The sequence below is a fragment of the Acinetobacter lwoffii genome (assembly GCF_024129715.1).
GTDB lineage: Bacteria > Pseudomonadota > Gammaproteobacteria > Pseudomonadales > Moraxellaceae > Acinetobacter > Acinetobacter lwoffii_U.
Window position 1 is genome coordinate 1 of record NZ_JAMXXM010000020.1, and the last position, 26,477, is coordinate 26,477.

A 26,477-nucleotide genomic window follows, 5' to 3' on the forward strand; every position below is an offset into this window, starting at 1 on the left:
ATTATCAAAGTTCTGTTGCTTTAGCCTGTATATTTTTATGGCTACCTTTATAGGGTTAATTATGAACAGTAAATGTCAACAGACCCTAATAGAAAATTAGAATTTTTTATTCCGTTTCCGACTGATCTTCTGCATCTTTATCAGTTGTTTTCGGTTCTGTAATCATGGAAAATTGGGTGGCTTGCCCAGCCGGAGCATTGTCTTGACGATTACTTTTTAATTTGATCTGTAAACGTAATTCATTGGTTGAATCGGCATTACGTAATGCTTCTTCATAAGAAATTTCGCCTTGGTTATAGAGTTCAAATAAAGCCTGATCAAAGGTCTGCATTCCCAATTCCCGTGATTTTGCCATAATCGCTTTCAACTCATGAAACTCTCCTTTCAAAATCAAGTCTGAAATGAGCGGTGTATTTAACATGATTTCAATGGCTGCTCGACGTCCCTTGCCATCCTGAGTCCGAACCAAACGCTGTGAAATAATAGCCTTCATATTGGAGGACAAATCCATCAACAACTGATTGCGACGTTCTTCTGGGAAGAAGTTAATAATCCGGTCTAAAGTCTGGTTGGCATTATTGGAATGCAACGTACCTAAACAAAGATGCCCAGTTTCAGCAAAAGCAATCGCATGTTCCATAGTTTCTGTATCGCGGATTTCCCCGATCAAAATCACATCGGGTGCCTGACGTAAGGTATTTTTTAAAGCATTTTGCCAAGAATGGCTATCTACCCCGACTTCACGATGGGTAATCATGGATTTTTTATGCTTGTGTACATATTCCACCGGATCTTCTACCGTGATGATATGTCCAGCCGAGTTTTCATTCCGATAGTCAATCATCGCTGCCAGTGAAGTTGATTTACCCGAACCGGTTCCACCGACCACCAAGACTAGACCACGTTTTTCCATAATCACATGTTTCAGCGATTCAGGCAGTTTTAACTTCTGGAAATTTGGGATTTCCGCAGTGATGGTACGAATCACCATACCGATATTCAACTGTTGCTGGAATACATTGACCCGGAAACGTGAAATACCCGGAACAGTAATCGCAAAATTACACTCAAGTTCGGTTTCAAATTCATTGCGCTGTTTTTCATTCATTAGGCTATAAGCAAAGAGCTTGGTTTTCTCAGCGGTCAGGGTCTGCTGTCCAAATGGTTTCATCAAACCTTGATGTTTAATACTTGGTGGAAAATCTGCAGTAATAAATAAATCTGAACCGCCATATTCAACCACTTTGGTTAGCATATGGTGCATAAATTTTCGTGCTTCTTCTAAAAGCTCTAGCGCAAACATTGAGATCCCCAAGTGAACGGATTTGATATTTAAATATTTGAAAAATTTATATATTCAGAGAGATATACTGGTTTTTATTGTGTCTAGAGTTAGACAAGGACACAAACAGATTTTAATAATTTGATGAAAATTATCGTCACAATTATGTGACCTATTACAGGTTAATTATATTTATAAATAACTGCTTCCTGATATTCAAAAAAGCACTTTCCCCGCTGCTCAAGCAGAGAAAGTGGTTTTTAAATTTAGGCACTACGTTTCAGACAACTGATCGCTAAAGTATTGGCCACCTCCAGTAACAGTTGTCGTGTTTTTCCCCAGCCCAGACAGCCATCAGTAACAGACTGGCCATACTGCATCTGCTCAGAAATTTTCTGGTTACCATCCAGTAAATGACTTTCCAACATTACACCTCGTACATTGGTTTTCAGTCTTTCAGCCACAATAGTATGTAAAACCTGTGGCTGTAAGAGTGGATTTTTTGCGCTATTTCCGTGACTGCAATCAATCACCAATGCCGGTAAGTCGATCTGATGTTTGGCCCGGATTTTCTCAATTTCTGCCAGTTGATAATTTGGTCCACTATTCGAGCCCCGTAATATCAAATGTGCTTTCGGATTACCTTGCGAGTGTAAAATGCATGGTAAACCAGACTGGCTCATCCCCAGGAATTGATGTGGATGAGAGGCAGACTGAATGGCATCCAGAGCAATCTGGATCGAACCATCAGTACCATTTTTGAAACCAATGCTATATGGCATATGACTTGAGATTTCACGGTGAATTTGTGATTCGCTGGTACGTGCTCCAATCGCACCCCAAGCTAGTAAGTCATCGAAATAAGCAGTTGCCATCGGGCTGAGGATTTCAGAGGCAATCGGCAGACCCATTTCAATGATTTTGAGGTATAAGTCACGGGATTTTTCCAAGCCCAATTGCATATTGGATGAACCATCCAGATTTGGATCGTAAAGGAAACCTTTCCAGCCTACCGTAGTCCGTGGTTTTTCGATATAAGCACGCATCACCAGGAAAATCTGATCAGATAGCTGTGACTGAAGCTGTTTTAATTTTTCTGCATAGTCTAGCGCGGAAGCTTCATCATGAATGGAACATGGGCCTGTGACCACCATCAAACGATGATCCTTGCCTTCTAATATATTTTGAATGGTTTGACGATGTTCAGCGACTTGGCTGGCCAATTGCGGAGACAATGGCAATTGCTGCTTAAGCTGCTGGGGTAAAATTAAAATGCTTTCAGCATGATGTTGTTGTGATGTGTTTGGGGTATTCATGACTTTAATCCTGGGACTGGCAATCAGTCCAAACTTTTATTTGAGCGTTATGGGTCTAATCGAAAGTGTTGTGAGTGTCATTAGCTGACTAAAATAAGACCAATAAAAGTTGTTAAAGTATGAATAGTTAAAGTTTGTCATGGCTGTCTCCAAAATATTGTAAAAATGAAAGGCATAAAAAAACCTGATCAGGGTTGCCGATCAGGTATAAACTGGTGGGCAACCTTTTCATTGCCCAAACGCGTTCAGGCAATTAGCTAAACTGCCAGAAATAAAAATATGCGTTTGAAATGATAGGTTGCTTTAACATGTTATGTCTTTCATAAAATGTGATTCTGAAATTAAAATACGCGCTCTGTGATCATTTGACAAGCATTAAATATAAAAAAATATTTATTAACTTTTCTACTTTTATTTATTAATTCATCAAACCGTGAGATGTATCACTAAAATTGGTAAAACCCACAAACCTATTGCAGATTTTACCAAAGAAACTTCAGTTTAATCCAAAGATTAAAAATTAACGTGAAACACGATTCCAGGCATCACGCACTGCAAATTTAGCCTGTTCCCAGTTTAAACGTGATTCGCCTTTCATTTGTTCCCATTTCAGTCTCAAATCAGGTTCTACATCTTCAAAACGAGTATGAGCATCATAGCTGCCACGGTTTTCATAACCGACTCGATAGGCCGTATCATAATCACGGTCATAATCCAGATCGCTATAGGTGGTACGTGCATCTGAATAGTATGGCGTATTGATCGAATTATCACGCCAGTAAGCCTGTTCTTCTGTTGGATTTATAGCTTCACCAACACCTTTACCTGCCAGACCACCAACAACAGCACCAACTACACCACCGACAGCGACACCGACTGGACCGCCTGCAGCACCAATGGCTGCACCAGCTGCTGCGCCACCTGCAGCACCGACACCTGTACCTACAGGATGTGCGCCAGGTTCACCCGTAATTGGATCAGCATTTAAATCATCGCGGACATCTTTAGGCGCATTCTTAATTACATCACGATCAAAATTATCATTCGACATAGAGCTTATCCTTATTCTTTAAAATGGTTTTATCACGTATTTTCATACGTCCTATTTAATATAAGCATCTGGCATGTAATGACATTAGCAGGCGTGTGTTGTTTCAGTGACTCTCTGTGAGGCTTTCATGCACTAATGTATCCTGAATCAAGTGAAAGCCGCATAAAAAAGACCGGTTTAATACCGGTCTTTTTTAGATTAAAACAGCTTAGTCAAAATGAATGACGGTACGGATCGACTTGCCTTCATGCATTAGGTCAAAAGCTTCATTGATCTGACCTAATGGCATGGTATGAGTCACAAAAGGTTCCAGCTGAATTTCACCTTTCATGGATTGCTCTACCATTCCCGGTAATTGTGAACGACCTTTCACCCCACCAAAAGCAGTACCCATCCATTTACGACCTGTGACTAACTGGAATGGACGGGTTGAAATTTCTTTACCTGCTCCGGCTACACCAATAATTACCGACTGACCCCAGCCACGATGCGCACATTCTAGTGCTGAACGCATTACATCTACATTACCGATACATTCGAATGAATGGTCTACCCCCCAACCAGTCATTTCGACGATCACTTGCTGGATCGGCTGATCATAGTCTTTTGGATTCAGGAAATCTGTTGCACCAAACTGTTTCGCCAGTTCAAATTTATCCGGATTGGTATCAATCACAATGATACGGCCAGCTTTGGCCTGACGTGTGCCTTGTACTACAGCAAGACCGATACCACCTAAACCAAATACTGCAACACTGTCACCTTCCTGAACTTTAGCGGTGTTATGCACCGCACCAATACCGGTAGTCACCCCACAACCAAGCAGGCAAACATGCTCATGGTTGGCTTCAGGATTAATTTTTGCCAGAGAAACTTCAGCTACCACGGTATATTCAGAAAAAGTTGAACAACCCATATAGTGATAGATCGGCTCGCCATTATAAGAGAAACGGGTCGTTCCATCTGGCATTACGCCTTTACCTTGGGTCGCACGCACAGCAACACACAGGTTGGTCTTACCTGACTTACAGAACAAGCATTCGCCGCACTCAGCAGTATAAAGCGGAATCACGTGATCGCCCGGTTTCAGGCTGATAACACCTTCACCTACTTCAACGACCACACCCGCACCTTCATGACCCAAGATCGCAGGAAATACACCTTCAGGATCTTCACCAGACAAGGTAAATGCATCGGTATGACACACGCCTGTATGGCTAATTTTTACCAGTACTTCACCTGCTTTTGGTGGAGCAACATCCACTTCTACAATTTCTAATGGCTGGCCTGGACCAAACGCAACTGCTGCACGTGATTTCACGTAAAACTGTCCTTTTTTTGATGATTTACAGATGACTAACAGTAACCTCTTTCTATTCGGAGATTCAACTATTAACATCATCAGATAAGGAATAAAAGATCCTATAATTAATGGAACATCAATGACTAAACCTTCGCCCTTTGTATGTTTGAGCATTTTTACTTTTAGCATCATGCTTTCTGGCTGTGAACTGGCTCCCAACACTGCTGAAGAAGCGAAAATTACGCCGGTTCGACCTGCGCACTGGATCGACAATCAACTTTCAAAACAGCAAATTAATAGCGGTAAAACGGCTTTCTTGCCGCTCTATGATGGCTTTATGAGTATGGCAGCACGTCTGCACCTGATTAACAAAGCTAAATATCATCTGGATCTACAATATTACATTTGGAAGGATGATTATATTGGCAATATGATCTTGTCCCAATTACTTAAAGCCGCCGATCGCGGTGTCAAAGTACGGGTTCAGATTGACGATCAAAATGGTACCCAGCTTGATGACAAGCTTCTTGCTCTAAGCCAACATCCAAATTTTGAAGTTCGGATTTTTAATCCCTATAAATTTCGTCATTTACGTGCGCTGGATTATGGCTTCCGGATGAAAAAGGTCAATCATCGCATGCACAATAAATTGATCATTGCGGATGGCACTGCAGCCGTGACCGGCGGCCGCAATATCAGTAGTGAATATTTTGATGCCAGTGAAGATTTTCAGTTCACCGATGTGGATATATTCTTCGCAGGGCAAAGCGTAACAGATGCCAATCAGACCTTTATTAACTTCTGGAATGATGATCTGAGTTATGACGTTCGACAGATCTTGAATGATGCCGGCCATCCTGAAATGCTTAAAAGGCTCAGAACTGAATTTGAACGAGAAGATGTTGACGAAACTGAACTCAAACGCCGGGTGGGCATTGCCGAGAAACAAGTCGAACAACACTTAAAAAAACAACCCATTCACTGGGCGCCGGCTTATTTTGTTGCGGATAGTCCCGCAAAAGCACGCCCCCATGCCAAAAATGGCGATTATATTTATACCCATATGCTCGAACTGATGGGTGAGCCAAAAAAACATCTGGAACTGGTGTCCTCGTACTTTATTCCCACGCAAAAAGGGGCCGACTATTTAACCCGCCGTGCGCAACAAGGTGTGAAAATCAGAATCCTGACCAACTCTTTTCAGGCCAATGATGTGGCTGCGGTGCATGCCTATTATCAGCAATATCGTCAGCAATTATTGAAAAGTGGCATCGAACTCTGGGAATTTAAACCCTACATTGTCCGTCCGGAACGGACCTGGTATGAAATTATGACTGGAGACATCATCCCGGCTAAAAACAAAAATAGCTCCAGTTTGCATGCCAAATTTTTTGATCTGGATGGCATGGTGTTTGTCGGTTCATTTAATTTTGATCCGCGTTCAGCCTATCTGAATACCGAAGTCGGTCTGGTCATTGAATCGGAAGATTTTCAGAAGGAAATCACCAGTGCGATGGATCAGTACTTACCACGCGTGGCTTATCAACTTAAACTGAACGAAAAAAATGAAATGATTTGGCTGGAACATCAAAAAGATGGCCGTAGTATTCAGCATTTACATGATCCGGAAACTACAAAATTCCAGCGTTTTATGATGAATCTGGTGACGAAATTTCCCGGTGAATGGTTAATGTAATGACATTAGAATGACCTCACAATTACGACGACATGAAAAGCCTGTATTTTGAGAATGACCGCTTAAATTAACTTAGTCCGATCATCGTTTAAAGGGTTTTACAGTCGATTGCGCTTACTTTAGAATTACACTTTTCTCGTATTTTGCGATTGTTCGCCCTCCACTCCCATGCAATTTTTTGATCTAAGCCGTCAGTTTAAGTTCAGTGATATTCTGACCCCTGTAAAAACCCTCCATGATTTATCCCAGCAAGAATGGTATTTGGCCAAAATTCGGGTGGAACATGACTGTCTGTCCGACTCCGATACGGTCGAGGGACAAGTGGTTTTGAAATCCACTGAAAATATTCAGCTCGAACTGGAATGGCTGATTCAGGATAGCGGTTATGAACTACAGGTTTTATTTAAAGGTGTAGAAACCGAAGCCACTGATGAGACCGGTATTATGTTGAAAGGTGCACAACTGGTCGATGAACAGCAGCAAGTACTTTCTGCCCAAGCGTTGAGCTTATGGATTGATGGCACTCTTTTGCCGATGTTGCCCGAGATCCGTCAGGAAATTAAAGCACGTTTAAATTTGTGGGATTATGTCGAATACGATGGCTAATCGCCGAATTTTGTATTTTTTAAAGAGCCCATGTGGCTCTTTTTTATAATCTGAGTGACGTTTTAGATTGCTCAAACTGCCGTAGTTTTAGTTTTTTCAGGCAATGCCAAGCTAAATAAGTTGTTATAAAATTTATAAAAAATAAAAAGAGAATCACGACATGATTTCTGAGAGTGAATGGCAACAGATTCGCCAAGTGGTCGCTGATGCACAACGGGCTGCCATGCATTGCTCTATTGCAACGGTCAACTCTAAAGGTTTGCCTAGCATTACTCCGATCGGAACTATATTTCTCAACAAAAAGACCAGTACGGGTTTCTTTTTTGATACTTATTCCACTACTTTTTCTGAAAATTTACAGCATCAGCCGATGGCCTGCATACAGGCTGTGAACAGTAGCAAACTGTTTTGGTTTCATTCGTTGCTTAAAGGTAAATTTAAGCGTTATCCAGGAGTACGCTTATATGCAGAAATTGGGCCTTTACGTCCGGCCTCACCTGAGGAAATACAGCAGGTGGAGTCGCGTATTCGAGCTTTAAAATGGACCAAAGGTAGCCAGTTAATCTGGTCCAGCTTTCATCATGTCCGGGAGATTAAAATTAATAGCCATCGCTGGGTTGAATATCCAAATATGAATAAATAAAGCCAATAACTTACACATAGTAAGTTTATGTCTTGTCTGTAGCCTAAAACCTCTTTAACCATTTTATCTGATTATTGGATTAAATATTAAACTAGACCCACATGTTCAAACATCAATCGGTAACTTTCGGCTTTTTTCTCTAGAGAAACCGGATATGCTCGAGAAGATGAAGGCATGCGATATAAATGCAGATCACGTCCGACAAAATAAGCCTGACTTGGTTGCCCAATACTCGGCTTTAAAGTCCCTTCAGGCATAGACAGCATCATGGTATCTGTGGCCTTGTCGCCTGTAGTCATAATATGATTGCACTGCGGCATTTGGCTGAGTAGTTGCTCAATATTGGTAGGTACTACAATTTCCAAAAATTTGTCTGAAGCATTGCCCTTTAAACGCCGGATCTGATAGCCACTATCAAAAATCGCAATCCCCGTTTCTGTTAAAAACTCCCGGATCAATTGTTCCTGAAATTTTTTATTGGGTAGATCTAAAAAGTAATCTTTATTTTCAAAGAAAATCAGTCCAAAAATCCGCCACATATCATTTTGATAGTTTGGATAATAAAAGTTCATTTTCCAGCGTGTGGCAGGTGGCGGAAAACTACCCAACATCAGTAATTTGGCATTGGGCGGTAAAAATGGCGGTAGCGGATGCGTTTCAATATCAGACATAGAATTAACTAAATTGAGAGATTTCAACTATTTTAGAAGGTCTTCCGAATCTTGCCAGCTACTTCTTGTCCCCAAAGTGTATAAACTTCCTTACTCGGATGAAAACCATCTGCAGCCATTTGTAAATTCATGGCACGATACTTCTCAATATCGTATTCAATCCATTGCATATTCACTTGCTGATTCACAAAATTTTCTAGTTGCTGGTTCATCTGTTTAGCATACTGGCCAAATAGCCAGGCTAAAGGATTCGGTAGCGCCGGAAACATATTCATTGGCGGCACACCGGCAGCAATGATCAGTTTCGGACTAAATTTTTGCTGAATTTTACTATAAAGCTGTTCCTGCTTCTGAATCCAAACCTCGACAGGTATCAGTTTGGTCACATCATTGACGCCAACCGACGTGACGATTACATCATAGTGCTGGACTTCTATTTGGTCCAAAGCATGAATTACTTTTGAGCTGGTATCGCCTGTTTTGGCCTGTAATTTCCAGTCAATTTCAAAGTCATCTTTCAGTTCATGCAGAATTGCACCCAGTAATGCGTCATCCTGATGTTCTACTCCTACACCTGCTGCTGCCGAATCCCCTAAAATGAGCAGAGACAGTTTGTTGCCGGTTCCGGTTTGACCTTCACGTGCACCTTCAGGTTCCGGCAGTCTTAGGGTATTTTTCTTGACACGATTACCCTGAATGACAAGTGCAGGAATCAAGGCAATGGTGGCGGCTTTCAGCAACATAGCGGGCTAATTTATATAGGGATATACTTAATTTTACCTGAGTTTATTCTTTTGAACTATTTCCTTAACAGTCATCTTAAATGAATATTCACTTAAATTTAACTGAGATAGGATTCTTGCAAAATATAGGCTTATAGATCTTGCCTTTAGGTAAGTCTCAAAGGATGAATATAAAAAATCCCGCTTTAAAACGAGATTTTTATGACAATAAAAGCTTAGATTTTATAATCATTCCAGCGATTCATACGCTTGAAAGTTCCCACATCATTAAAACGCACACCCACTTCTTTCATCACTTTGTGCGCCGTTTTGGACGTCAGTTGACGGATATAAAATGGCTCTTTGACCACAAAATGATGAATCGCATGGGTCGAACCAAAATTACAGCAGAATAACTGGAACGGGACCATCCACCATGGATTGAGCACTTGGGTTTGTTTGATCACATCACGTGGATCGATATCGCCATAGTAATGCATACTTGAGCTGACAAACTGCAAGCTAAAAGAACGGATAAAGTTAGGAATCACCCAGATGACTGCCAGCAGATTTACGATTGGCATAGCATCGACAATGCCTTGCGACCAGAGCATCTCATAACCGAATAGTGGTGCAACCGCATTTAAACCATGAAAGACCACAAACAGATAGCATAATCCATAGTAAATAATGCTGAGAGGTAAAAAGCCGCATAACTGAGAAATCATGGCAATTTTACGTTCTTTTTCAGGCTGCTTTTCCAGAAAAAGATGAATCATTTTAAACATTTGAAATGGACGCAGATACACTGACATCAACTGGTCACTAATCACCAGAATTCGGCGAATGCCCCAAGGCATACCATTACTGATGCCACGTTCTTCCAGGTCATGTTCAGTGCCTGAATATTTATGATGATGCAAATGTAAACGACGACGTGCCCATGGACTGATGGTGTTTGGACGTGCCAGCCAGACCAGTGCCAGCATCAAATGATGTGCCCAAGGTGTTTTTTTGAAATACATATAATGAATCAGGTCATGTTCCAGTTCATGGGTCAATGATGCAAAAATCGCAATCAAAGGAATGGTAAACCATGCTGAGAGATAACCGGTTCCATATGCTACCGCGCATGCAATCATGCCTGCCCAGGCAAAGCCTAAAATACTCGCACCGATAAAGTTCTGATGTTTGAGTATGGGATAACGAGCACGTACCTCTTCCCCGGCCTGGGTAACGATACTTCTGACCTTGGAGATTCGCTGCTGGTCAGTCATATCCGCAGATGTAGACATATGGACAACCTTTAATTTCTGAACGGTTGTACATTAAAGGAAATTCTAAAAAAGAGAAGTTATCTTTCCACTTTTAGAGTGAGTATGTCTAAGTTTTGGACAGTTTGGAAAAGTTCTTAAAATTGGCGAAAATTAGGAAAAGTAAAAGATGGTCTTTCTCATGAAACGAAAATTTAAAAGTAATTGATTTAATTGCAAATTCATCAATAAAATAAAAATATAATTTTTGATAATTTAAAACTTTATTTTAATAATCAATACATTAGGATTTATAAGATTTCGCTTTTCTGAAAATTCAAGCTATACATTTTTTTAGAAAAAAATACTGGTTTAGAAATTTTTCTCAGTTTGTCATAAAATAAAAAGAGAAGCGCTCTAGCTTCTCTTTTTATAGATCTAAGATTACTTTTAACCTAACTTGTTCACCAGTTTAAGTGGTAATACTTTCATGGCTAGACCGAGTGGTAACCAAGGCCATTTCGGTACATAGGCTTTCACTGGCGCTTTTTCAATTTCTGCTGCCAATAAACGCGAGCCGGTTTTTTCATCGACTTCAAAAGGTAGCTTTTTTGCCCCTTCATTAATTTCAGTCCGAATATATCCTGGGAAAATGGTGGTCACTTTTATTGGCGTATCGATCAGTTCAGCTCGGATGCCTTCAGCTAGATGAGCGACTCCGGCCTTGCTTGCCCCATAAGCCGTTAAATGTTTTGGCATACCGCGCATTGCACTCATGGATGAAATCATCACCAGATGACCTGAATTTTGTGCACGGAAGATTTCAACTGCAGCTTCACATTGTGCCAATGCCGAAATAAAGTTGGTTTCCACCGTGGCTTTGTTAATGGCAAAATTACCTTTACCGATTCGGCGGCCCTCACCGACACCAGCATTCACAATAACTCGGTCAATGGTGCCAAAGTCTTTTTTAAACGCGCGGAAAACCTCAAAAACCTGATCGTAATCGGTCACATCTAAAGTTTTGGTAATGACTTTGATGCCATATTGGCTTTCCAGTTCCTGCTTTAAGCTTTCCAGACGTTCCAGACGACGTGCACAAATCGCCAGGTTATAGCCTTTTTTCGCAAATTCACGTGCCATACCGGCACCGATCCCTGAACTTGCACCAGTAATTAAAATTGTTTTAGCCATGTGTTTACCCTATTCCTTTATTTTTATAGCGTATTAGGTTTTAAATCCAGGTCAATAAGTCTGGACGCTGTGCTTTAATAAAATGATGTTCATTTAAACTGAGTAGTTGCGGTTCATTACCCACCAGACGTAGTGTCGTGATACTAGTATTGGTAATCGCCCAGTTCAGAGCAAAGGTTTTCTCCGGACTAAGGCCCAAAATTTTGCCTACAGCCACAGAAATCACCCCACCTGAGGTATAAACTACTGCATAGCGTGGTCGGCTTTTGGACAACTGGTCACACAGATTTTCTAAGCCGCTTTCCACGCGTGCTTTGAAACTTGGCCAAGATTCATCATATTCATGGTGATAATCATCGCCAGTCCAGCGTGCAATTGCACCGCTAAAAATCTTGCTCAGATAATCCCGTGGATTTTCATGTTCTGATACATCCTGTTTCAGCAATTCAGGCTGATTAAAGCGCGGCTCATAACGGGCGAATACCTGCTGATGATTAAATTCATTCCAGGCACTATCGGTCAGAATCTCACTTTCCGGAAAACATTTGTCCAGTGATAATTGCGCTGTCTGTTGATGGCGTTGCATGGAACCAGCCACCACATAAGGCGCTTCTTTCAGGATTTCGTCAAAATAGCGACCCAAAAGCTTTGCCTGTAACTTGCCGTTGGGCGAAAGTTGATCGTAACTTTCTGCGCCAAAAGAGGCCTGGCCATGCCGGATCAAGTAAATGGTTGTCATTTTGGCATTATCTCTTTAAATTTAAGCACATACTTTTGTGCAATCTCATTGGCTTCCAGTTTTTGCTTGCCAATCAGTTTTAAGGCACGAATATGCAAGGCATGAATCACCACCCAAAAATCCTTGAACGCTGGATTATTAGTCTGTTTATGGTAATAACGATAATAGATCTGCTGGGCAATCACCGCGAGACGGAAAATTCCGAACACCTCATAAAACGCCCAGTTTTCCGGTTGCAGGCCGGTTTTTCCCAAGTAGTAATCCACCACTTCTTTACGGGTAAACATACCTTTTAGATTGGTCGGCTGGCGGCGTGTTGCCTTAAAGATGGCATTGTCAGTATCTTCCACCCAATAGGCTAAAGCAGAACCTAGGTCCATGAGCGGATCGCCGAGTGTCGCCATTTCCCAGTCCAGTACGCCAATCACTTCAGTCGGATTTTCCGGATTTAAGATGACATTATCAAAACGCCAGTCATTATGAATCACACAGGTTTTAGAATCTGAAGGAATATTATCTTTAAGCCAGTTGCGCACATATTTAAACGATGGAACATTTAAAGTTTTAGCCTTTTCATAACGTACATCCCAGCCTTCGACCTGACGGCGACAATAGCCTTCACCCTTACCGAGATTTTCAAGTTCAGTTCCTTGATAAGGCACCTGATGCAATTCGATCAGTTTATCAATCACATTGATACATAAAGTCCGGATATCGGATTCAGTAAGCTGCAGCTCAGCTGGCATTTTGGCGCGAGGAATAATTCCTTCAAGCCGTTTCATCACATAGAAATCACAACCAATCACTGATTCATCCTGACAAAGCGCGACCATTTCAGGCACGACGGGATAATGTTCAGCCAAGGCTTTCTGCACATGATATTCACGTGCCATATCATGGGCTGATTTGGCTTTGGTACCTTGTGGCGGACGACGTAAAATTAAATCGGCATTGGCATACTGTAAACGGTAGGTCCAGTTTGAAGCTCCGCCTGAATATTGGGTCACCTGCACAGGGCCTTCAACATTCACATTTTGCTGAATTAACCAATTGGTGATGGCTTGTACATCCAGTTCTTCACCTGCACGAACTGCTCCACCTACATCAATAACCGCCATAATTTTTCCTTAAAATTTTTTAATACGTTGCAATTTTCTAGTTAAAGCCAGCTTATTTTTTGCGACGAGTACTGTAGCCACGTTTTGCCAGTTCCAGTTTGGCAATCATGCCCTTATGCACTTCGTCCGGGCCATCAGCCAAACGCAAGGCACGTGCCTGAGCAAAAAATCCGGTTAATGGTGTATCCCGAGAAACACCGGCACCGCCGTGGATCTGGATGGCCATATCAACAACTTTTTCCAGCACACTTGGCGCAACGACTTTAATTGCAGAAATTTCAGTCAGTGCTGCCATATTCCCTAAAGTATCCATTTTATAGGCGGCATACAAGGTTAATAGTCGAGCCTGATCAATGGCAACGCGAGCTTCTGCGACACGTTCCAGGTTACCACCCAGTTTTAAAATCTCTTTACCAAATGCGGTACGGCTCATACCCCGATCAATCATGAGTTCTAATGATTTTTCAGCAGCACCGATGCAACGCATACAATGGTGAATACGGCCTGGCCCTAAACGACCTTGGGCAATTTCAAAGCCTTGACCTGCACCGCCAATAAAATTCGAAACTGGAACACGAACATTATCAAAGCTGACTTCGCCGTGGCCATGTGGTGCATCATAGTCACCAAAGACTGGAAGCATCCGTTCGATTTTTACGCCTGCAGTATCGACTGGAACTAAAACCATGGAATGCTGATGATGACGGTCTTTGGATTCATCCGGTGTATGTGCCATAAAGATGATGATTTTGGCATTTGGATCACCCAAACCTGAAGACCACCATTTACGACCATTCAAAACAATTTCATCACCTTCAACTACCGCCGTCGCCTGCATATTGGTAGCATCACTAGAAGCCACTGCAGGTTCAGTCATACAGAACACTGAACGGATTTTCCCTTCCAGAAGTGGCATTAACCATTGCTGTTTTTGTTCTTCAGAACCATAGCGCCACAGTACTTCCATATTGCCGCTATCTGGTGCATTACAGTTAAAGACAGTAGGTGCAATTAGGCTTCGTCCAGAAAGTTCAGCGATATGCGCATATTCCTGAACGGATAATCCCTGACCTAATTCTGGACAAGGCAAAAACATATTCCAGAGACCTGCCGCTTTGGCTTTATCTTTCAATGTTTCAAGTTCTGCCGGCCATTGCCATTTGGTCCAGTCACCGCCTTGATTCAGTTCATGTACCTGATGCCAGAAATCAGCCTCGACAGGTTCAATTTCATCAGCAATAAATTTTTTGGTTCTATTTAAATAATCTTGTGCACGTGCTGAAAGCTCAAACATCTCTTTATCCCTCTAAATATTCTAATTCATACACTTTACAACACCTTAACCCAAAACCTATTATGAATAAAATGATTTTATCCCATACATTATTATGCATAGTATTCATTCTAAAACAGTCATGGACCTGCGAAATTTTCATCGTATCGACATTAACCTTTATCCGCTTTTTATGGCAATTTATGAGCAGAACAGTATTTCTAAAGCTGCACAAATTTTATCAATCAGCCAGTCTGCTGCTAGTCATGCTTTACAACGTTTAAGGCAGCATTTACAGGATGATTTATTTGTACGTACTGGTAGCAAAATGCAACCTACGCCGTTTGCGGAACAGATCTATCCTGAGCTGAAGAATGCACTTTTTGCGATTCAAAATATTTCAATACAGCATCAGCACTTCAGACCGGAAATGATTCAGAGTTTGAAAATTGCCGTACATGATGAAATTGAGCCAATGATCTTTCCCAGACTGGTTCAGCACTTTCAACAACTCAATCTGGAAATTCAACTTAGCAGCATGAAGCTGGACCGTAAAAATATAGCAGCAGACCTCGCCTCTCAACAGGTCGATTTTGTCATAGATCTGGAACAAAACATTGCTGAAAAAATCCAGTTTGAGCGTCTGGTTCAAGATGAATTTGTAGTGTGTACACAATTAACAGAAATGAATGAGCAGATTTATCTTGCCTCACCTCATATTGGCGTGTCATCACGCCGTACTGGCGTTTTAGTTGAGGATATTTATTTAAGCCGTAAACAATATTCACGACAGATTTTTTTACGCTGTCAGCATTACTCAACTGCTCTGCAAATTTTGGAACAACAAAAGACAGCTATGCTGACTATTCCTAAAAATGTATTGGTACATTTACAATTGGCTACCAGTCTAAATATTTTTGAAGTCCCTGTGGAACTGCCGAAAATTAATATGGGGATATATTGGCATAAGGATTTGCAAGAGAATAAGAGACATCAATTTTTGAGAAATGAAATTTATAAAATTTTTGCTTAGGCTATTTATAAAGGAATGCAAGTTTGCTTAGGCTATTTTAGTTAGTCGGTACAAAACTAAACACTGAGTGATTAGCTTTTAATCCGTAGATCTACTGGCGTTGCTCTAAAATGGCTCGACTTTTAGCTGTGATTTTACAGCTGGTTTTGCTGATTTGGATCTTGCCTTTGTTAAATCTCTCCACCACCTGGCAAATTGTGCTGGGCCTCGTACTGCTGTGTTTTTCGTATTATCTGCTGCATAAAATTACAGTTTATTTAAAAGATGTTTTCCGCCCTTTTAAGAAAGGCAAAAAATACTGGTGCCGTGTAAAAGCCGTAAGTGATGGTGATACCCTCACCTGCTACCGTTTTAATATTCGTCGCTCTGAGACTAAATTGCGCTTTGCCTTCGTTGATGCCCCTGAATCATCGCAAGCATATGGTAAAGAATCGCAACGTCTGGTCAAAAGCATGGTGAATAATAAAATGGTTCGGGTCAAGATAACCGACATTGACCGTTATGGCCGCTGTGTCGGTGTGGTCTATCGCTATCGCAAAAATATCAATGAAGAGATTGTCAAACGTGGTGCAGCGTGGGTCTATGAAGAATATATCAAGGATAAAAACCATTTACGCTATATGATGGAACTGCAAAATAAAGCCAAGAAACAGAAAAAAGGTCTTTGGAAAAGTAGCCGTCCTATACGTCCAAGTGTTTATCGTAAGCAGGTAAAATCGTAAATTTGGTTTTATCAAAGATAAATTGCAAATAAAAAAAAGTGATCAGGACATTCAGATCACTTTTTTCATTTTTTAGTTTTACTAATTTAATAAGCCAAATGCACTAGAAAGCGGAATGCGCCGGCAATCAGGGCCAGCGTTAAAAATCCTGCCAGCCATAATCCTACAAACCATAATACCTGTTTGCCTTTCATGACCACTCCTTAATGATAGCCATCATCGCCGACCCTGACCTTATGCCGGAATACCCAATAGGACATACCGGTATAAATCACAATAATTGGAATCAGGATCAAGGCTCCAATCAAGGCAAATAGCTGGCTATTTTCATGCGCTGCTGCCTGCCAGATTGTTACGCTTGGCGGAATAATATATGGCCATAAACTTATCAAGAATCCGGTATAGGCAAGGAAAACCAAAACAAGCATATAGGTAAATGGGCCTAATTCACTGCGTCTTTTACAGGCACGTAAGGCCAGCCAGGTAAATAGCAGAACCAGAACTGGAACTGGCATAAAATAGGTAAATTGTGGCTGACTAAACCAGCGTTCAGCAATTTGAGGATGAGTCAACGGCGTATAAATACTGACAGCACCCAATATGATCAGCAAGGCCATAATCAGCTTAGGCATCAGTTTAAACATTCGATCCTGCAAGTTATCTCCGGTTTTATAAATCAGCCAGCCACAGCCTAATGCCGCATAGAGCACCACCACACTGATTCCGGTAAAGATACTGAATGGAGTGAGCCAGTCCAGACCACCCCCAACATAGACACCATTTCGGGTTTCAATCCCCTGAATATAGGCCCCTAAAATCATGCCTTGCAGGAAACTGGTAATCGCAGAACCACCGATAAAGGCTTTATCCCACCAATGCTTACTGCGGTTTGCCTTGAAGCGGAACTCAAAAGCTACGCCACGGAAAATCAGAGCAATCACCATCAGAATAATTGGCATATACAGCGCCGAGAGTACGGTCGAGTAAGCAAGTGGGAAGGCTGCAAATAACCCTGCACCGCCCAAAACCATCCAGGTTTCATTGCCATCCCAGACCGGAGCCACGGTATTCATCATGACATCACGTTCATCTTGATGCGGGAAAAAAGGAAACAAGATGCCGATGCCCAGATCGAAACCATCGAGAATGGTATAAATCAATACACCCAAACCAATAATCACAATCCAGATTAATGATAAATCAATCATTTTTTGTCCTCCTGATCCGGTTGTTCAGGAACTTCTTCGATACGTTCGCGAATACTACTTAATGGTCGACGCGAGGCCTGAACCACATCGCTATCTGATTCATGATCTGGTCGGGTATGAATAAAATCCGGGCCTTTGTGCATCAGGCGCAACATGTAGTAAATTCCGATACCAAATACCACACAGTAGACAACTACAAAAATAATCAGGGTCAGCCCCACCTGTTCAGCGGAAACCGGAGACAATGCATCCTTGGTTCGCATGATGCCGTAGACTACCCAAGGCTGACGGCCGACTTCTGTGGTAAACCATCCCGCAAGCATGGCAATAAATCCGGAAGGTCCCATAATCAGGGCAAATCGGTGCAATGCACGGGACTCATAAAAGCGACCACGGGTACGTGCCCACGCTCCCCATAACGCCAGTAACAGCATCAATACGCCGAGTCCGACCATAATCCGGAAGCTCCAGAACACCACCAGCGAATTCGGCCGGTCTTCAGGCGCAAAGTCTTTAAGTCCTGTAACCTTTCCATCCATCGAGTGGGTTAGAATCAGGCTACCCAAGTTGGGAATTGCGACTGCATATTTGGTTTCTTCGGCCTCCATATCTGGAATACCAAAGAGATATAAGGGCATGCCTTCGTCATGATTGGTTTCCCAGTGCCCTTCCATGGCTGCAAGTTTGGCTGGCTGATGTTCAAGGGTATTAATACCGTGCATATCACCGACGATGACCTGTAAGGGCGCGAGTACCAGAAGCAGCCACATCGCCATGGAAAATGAAGTCTTGACCAGTGCATCACGACGGCCTTTGATTAGATGCCATGCGGCTGTAGCAGCGACCAGTAAGGCGGAAACCAGAAAGGCAGCCATAGCCATATGGGCCAGACGATAAGGGAAAGATGGGTTAAACACGATAGCAAGCCAATCTTGCGGAACAATCAGGCCATTTTCAATCGCAAAGCCTTGTGGGGTCTGCATCCAGCTATTGGACGATAAAATCCAGAACATGGAAATACAGGTGCCTATTGCAACCATCAAGGTCGAGAAAAAGTGCGCCTTTGGTCCTACTCGCCCCCAACCAAATAACATGATGCCCAGAAAGCCTGCTTCCAGAAAGAAAGCGGTGAGTACTTCATAGGCCAATAAAGGTCCAGTCACGCTGCCTGCCACCCGGGAAAACTCACTCCAGTTGGTTCCAAACTGGTAGCTCATGACCACACCAGAGACGACACCCATCCCGAATGCCACAGCGAAAATTTTTACCCAGAATTTGAATAGATCCTGAAAAATCGGATTTTGGGTTTTGAGCCAGCGCCATTCCAGAATGGCCAGAAAGATGGCCAAGCCAATAGAAATTGCCGGAAAAATGATATGAAAAGATACAGTAAAGGCGAACTGTATTCGTGCTAACTCTAATGCAGTTAAACCCAGAGTCATAAGCTTCACCTATGCATTGTTATTTGGCATCTTTGCCCTTCAATTTTTAAGTCATGAATTTTTCTAGTGACATGGCTAGCTTAGGCGTGGCTGTTATAAAAAGTATGTAGTCTTTTGTTGATTATTTTTTAATCAGGTTAAACTATGTAACTCTTGCTGATAAAGAAAATATTACTCTGAATAATTTTTAAAACTCTCCTCTTGAGCTTTAGATAAAACAGGCGTAAATTAGGCCTAAATTTAGTTACCCAGGTTAACTAACCATATGTTTTCCGAATCTCCCCGACTTCGTACGCTGTTATTACGCTGCGCACGACTGATGAGCGATGAGATCAATACGATCTTGTTGTCATCTCAATTAAATTATTCCTTATGGCAGGTGTTATACGTCATCCAGTCAAAGCAACAATGCACGCTGGCAGATATTTCCAGTTATCTCAATGTATCCAAGCCCGGTATTACTAAGCGGATTCAGCAACTGGTTGAACTCGATCTGATTGCCCAACTCGAAACTGAAGACAAACGTCAAAAGCTGTTCAAGTTGAGTGAGCAAGGAATTGAGACCTTTGCGATGTGTTCCAAACAGATCGATGCATTTGAAGATCAGTTGCTTGAGCACATTGAATCAGATGATCTTGAAGGCAGTAAAAATACCTTGATGCAACTCATTCAGCAGTTATATCCCTCATCTCAGGACAGACCTCAATGAGCCAAGAACAAGAAGCGCCTTTATGGACGCCCAATTTTATCCTGATCAGTCTGGTGAATTTCCAGCTGGTTCTGGTGTTCTACTTACTGGTGATTGTGATTGTCGGCTACTCAGTGGCTGAGCTAGGGGCTTCGACTGCACAAGCCGGTCTGGTATCAGGTCTGTTTATTGTCGGCACCCTATTCGGACGATTATTGATCGGAAAATTACTGAATCGGCTGGGTTTGAAAAATACGCTTGTCATTGGCCTGACTGGCTTTCTGCTCTTTTCCGGACTGTATATGATTCCGGCCAAGCTGGAAGTTTTATTGGGTATCCGCCTAATACACGGTTTTATGATGGGTATGGCTTCTACTGTACTGGGTACAGTGATTGCACAGACCATTCCTGCCACACGGCGTGGTGAAGGAATTGGATATTTCAGCATGAGCAGCACCCTTGGCACAGCGATTGGTCCCTTTGCCGGAATCTGGCTGATGACAAATTTTAATTATCAGGTAATTTTCATCTTTACCAGTATTGTTGCGCTCAGCTGCCTGATCTGTGGGCTATTTATCCAGCCACCACGCCTTAAGGCAAGTCATTCGTCAGCAGTCTCTACTCCGCAAAGCACCAGCAAACTGGCTCAGTATATTGAACCGAATGCGCTACCGATTGCACTGATTGTACTGCTGGTGGCTACTTCTTATTCAGGCATATTGTCGTTTATTCACTTTTATGCCAAAGAAATTAATCTGGTCGAAGCAGCATCTTTTTTCTTCCTGATGTATGCTTTTGCCATTTTGCTTTCGCGTCCTTTTACCGGCCCGCTCATGGACCGTAAAGGCGAAAATATCATTATCTATCCTGCCATTGTGATTATGGCACTGGGGATATTGCTCCTCAGTCAGGCGCAAAACTCTGTGATGTTACTTGCCAGTGCTGCCTTGCTTGGTTTTGGTTTTGGTAATATCCAGTCAGTGTGTCAAACCATTGCGGTGAAAAGTACGACATTGCAGCGTATGGGGCTTGCTACCTCAACCTTCTTTATTGCCCTGGATGCCGGTCTTGGTTTTGGCCCTTATTTCCTGGGTATACTGCTGGATCAGATTGGTTATCGTCAGCTTTATCTGTTCTCGGCGCTGCTCACCCTGAGCTGCCTGGTTTGGTATTACCTTCTGCATGGCCGTAAAGCAGGAAAAGTACAGCCTTCTCATTAAAAGCTTTTAAAAGCGCCGACTAAACCGGCGCCGATATTCCAACGGCGTCAGACCGGTTTTTTTATGAAATAAACGGCGGAATGAACTTGGATCCTGATAGCCGACATTTTGCATAATCACATCCACAGCTTGATCGGTTTCTTCCAGTCGTTTACGTGCGGCTTCAATCCGGATCGCTTGTAGATATTGATTGGGCGGTATGTCTAAGGCTTGTTTAAAGCGTCGAATCAGGGTTCGGCCAGTCACATTAAACTGCTCTGCCAGCTGGTTCAAACTAAAATCTTCATGAAAATGCTGCTCTAGCCAGTTCTGGATTTTTTGTACCAGTTCATCATGGTGCGGCTGGCCAATATTCAGCAATGAATAAGACAACTGGCTATCACGGCGGTAATTAATTACGAAAGATTTAGCCGATTGCATGGCCACCTCAAAGCCATACAAGCGCTCAATCAGATGCAAACCTAGGTCAAACCAGGCCAGGCCTCCACCTGCACAATAGATATTCTGATCCCGGCTAATCATCAGATCGGCATTCAGTTTCACCTTAGGATAGCGTGAACGAAACACTTCCTGAAAACCCCAATGTGTTGTTGCAATCCGGTCATCTAAAATGCCTGCTTCTGCCAGAAAAAAATTCCCCGTACAGTTTCCTGCAATTAAAGTCGCCTCTGCATGTGCAGATTTTAAAAAATGAATCAGTTCTGGATTCTGTTGCAATACATCCTGAATCGGTGCAGCGATGGTCGGTACCACCAGAATATCTGCAGTTTGAATCTCTTGATAAGAAAAATGTGCCTGCAACTGCAGCCCATTGATACACCGAATCGGATGTCCCTCCGGACTGGCGATACTCACCTTAAACAGGCGCTGTACGTCCTGCTGCTGGATCCGGTTCCAGCTTACGCCAGCCATGGTAAATAAATCGACCACACCCGTAATGGCCGAAGCCAGTGCCCCATCAAAGCCTAAAATCACCACATCTTGCATATTTTTTTATTTGTCACTTTTCACCCGATTCATGTCATTATTGACAATCCTCCTCAATAAAAGCAACTGCTAGTCTTGATGCTATCTCAAGGATTGCACATTCAGGATAGTACCGTGACCCAACTGATTAATGATAAAGATCTGCATTTCCAGCTTTATGACGTATTCAAACTTGAAGCGCTGACTAAACTGCAACGCTATCAGGATCATGACAAAAATACTTTCGACAGTATTCTGGAAACGGCAAAAGGTATCGCGACCGATTATTTTGCGCCGCATAATGCCAAAGCTGATCAACAAGAACCGAACTTTGATGGCAAACAGGTCAAAACCATTGATGAAGTGAAGACAGCCTGGCAACAGTTTGCCGATGCCGGCCTGCTTTGCGCCCAGCATGATTATGCAGATGGTGGCATGCAACTGCCCACTTTGGTGAATATGGCCTGCAATGCTTATTTTATGTCGGCCAATCCGTCCACCGTAGCTTATTCTTTTCTAACGGCCGCTGCGGCGAACCTGATACAGGCTTTTGCCTCCCCAAAACAAAAGCAAATATTCCTACCGCATATGTTGAGTGGCCGCTTTGCTGGCACCATGGCCATGACAGAGCCGAATGTAGGTTCCTCTTTGGGCGATCTGACCACTAAAGCCATTCCTCAGGCAGATGGAATTTATAAAATTAAAGGCCAGAAAATGTTTATTTCGGGTGGCGATCAGGACATTAGCGAAAATATTGTGCATCTGGTCTTGGCGCGGATTCAGGATGCGCCGCAAGGCGTGAAAGGAATTTCCCTGTTTATCGTACCAAAATTCAAAACCAACGAGGATGGTTCACTCGGTGAAGCTAATGATGTACAGCTGGCTGGCTTACTGCACAAAATGGGCTATCGAGGTACTACATCTACAGTTTTAAGCTTTGGAGAAAATGATAATTGCTTAGGCTATTTAATTGGTGAACCCGGTCATGGCTTAAAATATATGTTCAAGATGATGAATGAAGCACGTGTGGGTGTCGGTCTGGGCGCAGCCATGATTGGTTATCGTGGCTATCTGGAATCTCTGGATTATGCTAAAAACCGTCCGCAAGGCCGGCCAGTTCATGAAAAAACACCTGACTCGAAACCAGTGAATATCATTGAACATACCGATGTCAAACGCATGCTACTGGCGCAAAAGTCATATGTAGAAGGTTCGCTGGCACTTTGCTTATTTGCAGCCCGATTAATTGATGAACTTCAGGCAGCTCAAGATGAAGATAGTGCAATTCTGCTTGATCTCATCACCCCGGTGGTCAAATCTTTCCCTTCTGCCTATGGTCCGAAAGCCAATGATCTGGCTATTCAGGTCCTGGGCGGCGCGGGTTATACTCGTGAATATCCGGTGGAGCAATGTTACCGTGATAACCGGCTCAATCCGATTCATGAAGGAACTTACGGCATTCAATCTCTGGATCTGCTGGGACGTAAACTCTGGCAGCATAATGGCAAAGGGCTCAATCTGCTTATGCAGCGCATCCAGAAGACCTTGTCAGAGATTCATGAACCTAAGATAGTGGAACTCGCAAAGATCTATAAACAGCATCTTGCCACTGTGCAAAAGACTACACAGATTTTAGGCCAGGCCTTGCATCAAGGCAAAGTCAGCGAAGCTTTGGCCAATTCAGGCCTGTATCTGGATATGATGGGTAAGACCATCCTAGCCTGGCTATGGCTGGAAATGGCGAATCAGGCTCAACTCAAGTTTGGCACATCTTCGCAGGCAGAAGATCAGACTTTTCTGGCAGGGAAAATTCAGGCAGCTCAATATTTTATTCGCTGGGAACTCCCTGAAATTGAACATCAGGCCAAATTACTGATGCATCTGGATGATACTTGCCTGAATATGCAAGCCGACTGGTTCTAGGCAGAATTCATCAAAAAATGCGCCTTTATCGGCGCATTTTTATTTTGTAATTTATTAAGCGGTAGAGTCATTTACACCAAATTTTTTAAACAGCTTGGCACGCTTGGAAGGCAAGATATTGGCCTTGCTTAAATCGCCCTGATAATGCTGATATACCCGCTGATCCATGATTTTGTACCATAAAGGTGGAATCAAAGCTGGAATCAGCATGGTTGCATAACCGCTGGGTAATTCTGGCGCTTCATCAAAATGCCGCAACGCCTGAAATGGCCAGCTTGGGAAAGCATGATGGTCAGAATGGCGCTGTAACTGATACAAAAATAGATTGGTCACGATATTGTTATTATTCCAGCTATGTTCTGGCAAGGTTCGCTCATAACTGCCATCCGCTTTCTGTCCGCGTTTTAGTCCGTAGTGTTCAATATAATTCACAATCTCAAACAGGCTGACGCCATAAAATGCCTGTGTCAGTGTATAAGGAATAATTTTCTTGCCATACGCCTTTAGCATCAAGGCATGATAGCCGGCACTCATGGCCCAACCATGAAACAGTTCATTTTCCTGACTAAAGAATTTCAGTCCCTTACGCTCGAGCCGTCTTTTTTCAATCTGGATGGCTGATTTTAATCCGCCTATTACGGTACGTGGCCAGAAGCGGTAAAAAGACTCACCCATTTTTGAAGATGCCGGATCTTCAGGCGTGGCTACCCGTTTATGGTGTCCATAAGGATGTTCAATCCGGAAATGATTATAACCCAAGGGCATCAGGCTGGCATGAGACCAGTAATGGTCTTTTTTCTGTGGACGATGGCTGAGTTCATGTGCGGTATTTACGCCCACACCATTAATCGCACCCATAGAAATTCCAAGCAGTATTTGATCCAGCAAGGACACATTTGGGCGACTTACGACATAGCCAGCAAAGGCATTGGCTGCCATTTGCAAGGGAATAAATGCTTTTACAATGCGGTCATAATAAGGATCGTTAACCAGTGCCTTGATCTGCGCATCATTTGGGTTATTGGCATCATCGCCAATCAGAGCATCCAATGTCGGAATGATGACATGCAATAATAAAGGCCCGCCCATCGCAAAGACTTTTTGAGTGGCTTTAGGACCAAAATGATAACCGGCCAGAATTCCCATTCCGATCACAGGCAGACCTGGGCTGAGCAACCAGCCAAAACGTTTTTTATCCAGCTTTACACCTTTTAGTGCCGACGCTTCCTGCGTAAACTGCGCTTTCTGGATTTGTGCAGGGGCATTCATTGCGACCTTCCTTTTTTATGTTACTCTGCACTTATAGTTGAATATTTCAGCAGCCGCGAACAGTATTCAACGTCCAGAAAAGCTATGTCAGCGTCTTTGGCACATGCTGCCAAATTCTGGCCTAAAATCACAAAGTTAAAAAATTTATAGTCAATTAAATGAAATAAAACAGAAGAATAGAGTTAGGCATGGATGCTTTAAGTAAAATTTTTGATGATATTCATCTGGAAAAATCGGAATATCTTTATCTGAATGTATTTCATCCAGGCGGCTTTGATTATCAGCATGAGCCTTTTATGCTGGCCTATATCCTGTTACAGGGACAGGCCCAATTAAAGTTCATGAATGGTGATCGGCTGGAGCTGCAGCAAGGTGATCTGGTGCTATTACCTGCAGGTTCTGCCCATCATGTTTCCTGCCCAGACAATGCCGATTTTTCTGAGCACCATGCGATTAATCCTTATTTTCAGAGCAATGCACAGCAATGTATTGATCTCAATCGGGAAAATTCGGCGGAGCATAGTTTCATACTGGCTATTCGTTCTAGCTTGGATATCCAGATGGCCAAACCTCTTTTGAGTGCATTACCTAAATACCTGCATATTCAACATATTCTGGGTGATACGGCGCCAGAATGGTTACAGGTTGGCTTGCAGTTTCTGGCACTGGAAACCCAGCAGCTTCGTCCCGGACGTGACAAGATTCTGGATCATCTGGTCAGTATTTTACTGATTGAATGCGTACGTGATTATATTTTAAACCTGGAAAATGCCTCGAGCTGGCTGAATGCGCTCTCGCATCCGGAACTATCCAATGCACTGGCAGCGATTCATGGCAAACCTGAACAATTCTGGACTGTAGAAAGTCTGGCCGAACAATGTCATATGTCACGTTCCAAATTCGCCCAGTTATTTACCCAGATTGTCGGTGAACCGCCCCTTGCCTATCTGCAACAGCACCGCCTGCGTCTGGCAGCGCAATATTTGAGAAATAGTGGATTTGGTATCCAGCAAATCGCTTATCTGGTTGGTTATTCATCCGAGACGGCGTTTAGCCAAAGTTTTAAAAAACAGTTTGAACAGACGCCGACCCAATACCGGCTGAATTGTCAGAAAAATCAATCTTTATTATCAGACTAA

General features: G+C 42.7%; 25 protein-coding genes. 9 read left to right on the plus strand and 16 right to left on the minus strand.

Annotated features, from left to right (window positions below):
* Positions 1-106: 106 nt before the first annotated feature.
* From NI462_RS11615 to NI462_RS11630, 4 genes are all read right to left on the minus strand, one after another.
* The gene (locus NI462_RS11615; RefSeq protein WP_044108350.1) at positions 107-1,303 is read right to left on the minus strand and encodes a PilT/PilU family type 4a pilus ATPase; all 1,197 of its coding nucleotides are present in this window, start codon (positions 1,301-1,303) and stop codon (positions 107-109) included.
* 245 nt (positions 1,304-1,548) lie between these two features.
* Positions 1,549-2,598, minus strand: coding sequence for a 3-deoxy-7-phosphoheptulonate synthase (locus tag NI462_RS11620; RefSeq protein ID WP_253160703.1), 1,050 nt, complete (start codon positions 2,596-2,598; stop codon positions 1,549-1,551).
* Positions 2,599-3,118: 520 nt separating this feature from the next.
* Complete coding sequence (locus NI462_RS11625; protein ID WP_004280428.1) at positions 3,119-3,649, minus strand: hypothetical protein; 531 nt, start codon at positions 3,647-3,649, stop codon at positions 3,119-3,121.
* A 208-nt stretch (positions 3,650-3,857) separates the two neighbouring features.
* Entirely contained in the window at positions 3,858-4,970 is a 1,113-nt protein-coding gene (locus NI462_RS11630) for an S-(hydroxymethyl)glutathione dehydrogenase/class III alcohol dehydrogenase (protein WP_253160705.1), read from the minus strand.
* A gap of 121 nt (positions 4,971-5,091) precedes the next feature.
* On the opposite strand from NI462_RS11630, the gene NI462_RS11635 reads away from it, so the two are divergent.
* From NI462_RS11635 to NI462_RS11645, 3 genes are all read left to right on the plus strand, one after another.
* On the plus strand, positions 5,092-6,648 hold the full coding sequence (locus NI462_RS11635) for a phospholipase D family protein (protein WP_005106839.1): 1,557 nt from the start codon (positions 5,092-5,094) through the stop codon (positions 6,646-6,648).
* A gap of 168 nt (positions 6,649-6,816) precedes the next feature.
* Positions 6,817-7,254: a hypothetical protein gene (locus NI462_RS11640; RefSeq protein WP_253160707.1), complete on the plus strand. Its 438-nt coding sequence runs from the start codon at positions 6,817-6,819 to the stop codon at positions 7,252-7,254.
* 160 nt (positions 7,255-7,414) lie between these two features.
* Positions 7,415-7,897, plus strand: a complete 483-nt coding sequence (locus tag NI462_RS11645; RefSeq protein WP_005246160.1) for a hypothetical protein — start codon at positions 7,415-7,417, stop codon at positions 7,895-7,897.
* 86 nt (positions 7,898-7,983) lie between these two features.
* Here NI462_RS11645 and NI462_RS11650 read toward each other — a convergent pair whose 3' ends face one another.
* The 7 genes from NI462_RS11650 to NI462_RS11680 form a co-directional block, all read right to left on the minus strand.
* Complete coding sequence (locus NI462_RS11650; protein WP_195726000.1) at positions 7,984-8,568, minus strand: uracil-DNA glycosylase family protein; 585 nt, start codon at positions 8,566-8,568, stop codon at positions 7,984-7,986.
* Positions 8,569-8,600: 32 nt separating this feature from the next.
* Positions 8,601-9,311 carry an SGNH/GDSL hydrolase family protein gene (locus NI462_RS11655; RefSeq protein ID WP_004280437.1) on the minus strand — a complete coding sequence of 237 codons (711 nt, stop codon included), beginning with the start codon at positions 9,309-9,311 and terminating at the stop codon, positions 8,601-8,603.
* A 215-nt stretch (positions 9,312-9,526) separates the two neighbouring features.
* On the minus strand, positions 9,527-10,585 hold the full coding sequence (locus NI462_RS11660; protein WP_005266284.1) for a fatty acid desaturase: 1,059 nt from the start codon (positions 10,583-10,585) through the stop codon (positions 9,527-9,529).
* Between the two features lie 408 nt (positions 10,586-10,993).
* Complete coding sequence (locus NI462_RS11665; protein ID WP_253160709.1) at positions 10,994-11,737, minus strand: SDR family oxidoreductase; 744 nt, start codon at positions 11,735-11,737, stop codon at positions 10,994-10,996.
* Between the two features lie 40 nt (positions 11,738-11,777).
* Complete coding sequence (locus NI462_RS11670) at positions 11,778-12,476, minus strand: histidine phosphatase family protein (protein ID WP_253160711.1); 699 nt, start codon at positions 12,474-12,476, stop codon at positions 11,778-11,780.
* The gene (locus tag NI462_RS11675) at positions 12,473-13,594 is read right to left on the minus strand and encodes a phosphotransferase family protein (RefSeq protein WP_004731178.1); all 1,122 of its coding nucleotides are present in this window, start codon (positions 13,592-13,594) and stop codon (positions 12,473-12,475) included. The genes NI462_RS11670 and NI462_RS11675 overlap by 4 nt, the downstream gene beginning before the upstream one ends.
* 52 nt (positions 13,595-13,646) lie before the next feature.
* On the minus strand, positions 13,647-14,888 hold the full coding sequence (locus NI462_RS11680; protein WP_253160713.1) for an acyl-CoA dehydrogenase family protein: 1,242 nt from the start codon (positions 14,886-14,888) through the stop codon (positions 13,647-13,649).
* Between the two features lie 94 nt (positions 14,889-14,982).
* Here NI462_RS11680 and NI462_RS11685 point away from each other — a divergent pair, with 94 nt between their 5' ends.
* Positions 14,983-15,900: a LysR family transcriptional regulator gene (locus NI462_RS11685; RefSeq protein ID WP_253160716.1), complete on the plus strand. Its 918-nt coding sequence runs from the start codon at positions 14,983-14,985 to the stop codon at positions 15,898-15,900.
* A gap of 110 nt (positions 15,901-16,010) precedes the next feature.
* Positions 16,011-16,622: a thermonuclease family protein gene (locus NI462_RS11690; protein WP_253160718.1), complete on the plus strand. Its 612-nt coding sequence runs from the start codon at positions 16,011-16,013 to the stop codon at positions 16,620-16,622.
* An 86-nt stretch (positions 16,623-16,708) separates the two neighbouring features.
* On the opposite strand, the gene NI462_RS11695 is transcribed toward NI462_RS11690, so the two are convergent.
* The 3 genes from NI462_RS11695 to NI462_RS11705 are packed head-to-tail and all read right to left on the minus strand — an operon-like array spanning position 16,709 to position 19,272.
* The gene (locus tag NI462_RS11695; RefSeq protein WP_005246144.1) at positions 16,709-16,816 is read right to left on the minus strand and encodes a hypothetical protein; all 108 of its coding nucleotides are present in this window, start codon (positions 16,814-16,816) and stop codon (positions 16,709-16,711) included.
* Positions 16,817-16,825: 9 nt separating this feature from the next.
* Entirely contained in the window at positions 16,826-17,830 is a 1,005-nt protein-coding gene (gene cydB, locus NI462_RS11700) for a cytochrome d ubiquinol oxidase subunit II (protein ID WP_253160720.1), read from the minus strand.
* Entirely contained in the window at positions 17,827-19,272 is a 1,446-nt protein-coding gene (locus NI462_RS11705; RefSeq protein WP_253160722.1) for a cytochrome ubiquinol oxidase subunit I, read from the minus strand. The genes cydB and NI462_RS11705 overlap by 4 nt, the downstream gene beginning before the upstream one ends.
* 265 nt (positions 19,273-19,537) lie before the next feature.
* On the opposite strand from NI462_RS11705, the gene NI462_RS11710 reads away from it, so the two are divergent.
* Both NI462_RS11710 and NI462_RS11715 read left to right on the plus strand, forming a co-directional pair.
* On the plus strand, positions 19,538-19,981 hold the full coding sequence (locus NI462_RS11710) for a MarR family winged helix-turn-helix transcriptional regulator (RefSeq protein WP_004647091.1): 444 nt from the start codon (positions 19,538-19,540) through the stop codon (positions 19,979-19,981).
* A complete protein-coding gene (locus NI462_RS11715) occupies positions 19,978-21,180 on the plus strand; it encodes an MFS transporter (protein WP_253160723.1) in 1,203 nt (400 codons plus the stop codon). Before NI462_RS11710 ends, NI462_RS11715 begins: the two co-directional genes overlap by 4 nt.
* Positions 21,181-21,186: 6 nt before the next feature.
* Here the strand turns inward: NI462_RS11715 and NI462_RS11720 are convergent, their stop codons facing one another.
* Positions 21,187-22,167 (minus strand): GlxA family transcriptional regulator, encoded by a 981-nt coding sequence (locus tag NI462_RS11720; protein WP_253160725.1) that lies wholly within the window; start codon positions 22,165-22,167, stop codon positions 21,187-21,189.
* Between the two features lie 78 nt (positions 22,168-22,245).
* Here NI462_RS11720 and NI462_RS11725 point away from each other — a divergent pair, with 78 nt between their 5' ends.
* The gene (locus NI462_RS11725) at positions 22,246-24,069 is read left to right on the plus strand and encodes an acyl-CoA dehydrogenase (protein WP_180087550.1); all 1,824 of its coding nucleotides are present in this window, start codon (positions 22,246-22,248) and stop codon (positions 24,067-24,069) included.
* A gap of 54 nt (positions 24,070-24,123) precedes the next feature.
* Here NI462_RS11725 and NI462_RS11730 read toward each other — a convergent pair whose 3' ends face one another.
* Positions 24,124-25,338: an alkane 1-monooxygenase gene (locus tag NI462_RS11730; RefSeq protein ID WP_253160727.1), complete on the minus strand. Its 1,215-nt coding sequence runs from the start codon at positions 25,336-25,338 to the stop codon at positions 24,124-24,126.
* A gap of 188 nt (positions 25,339-25,526) precedes the next feature.
* On the opposite strand from NI462_RS11730, the gene NI462_RS11735 reads away from it, so the two are divergent.
* On the plus strand, positions 25,527-26,477 hold the full coding sequence (locus NI462_RS11735) for an AraC family transcriptional regulator (protein WP_253160729.1): 951 nt from the start codon (positions 25,527-25,529) through the stop codon (positions 26,475-26,477).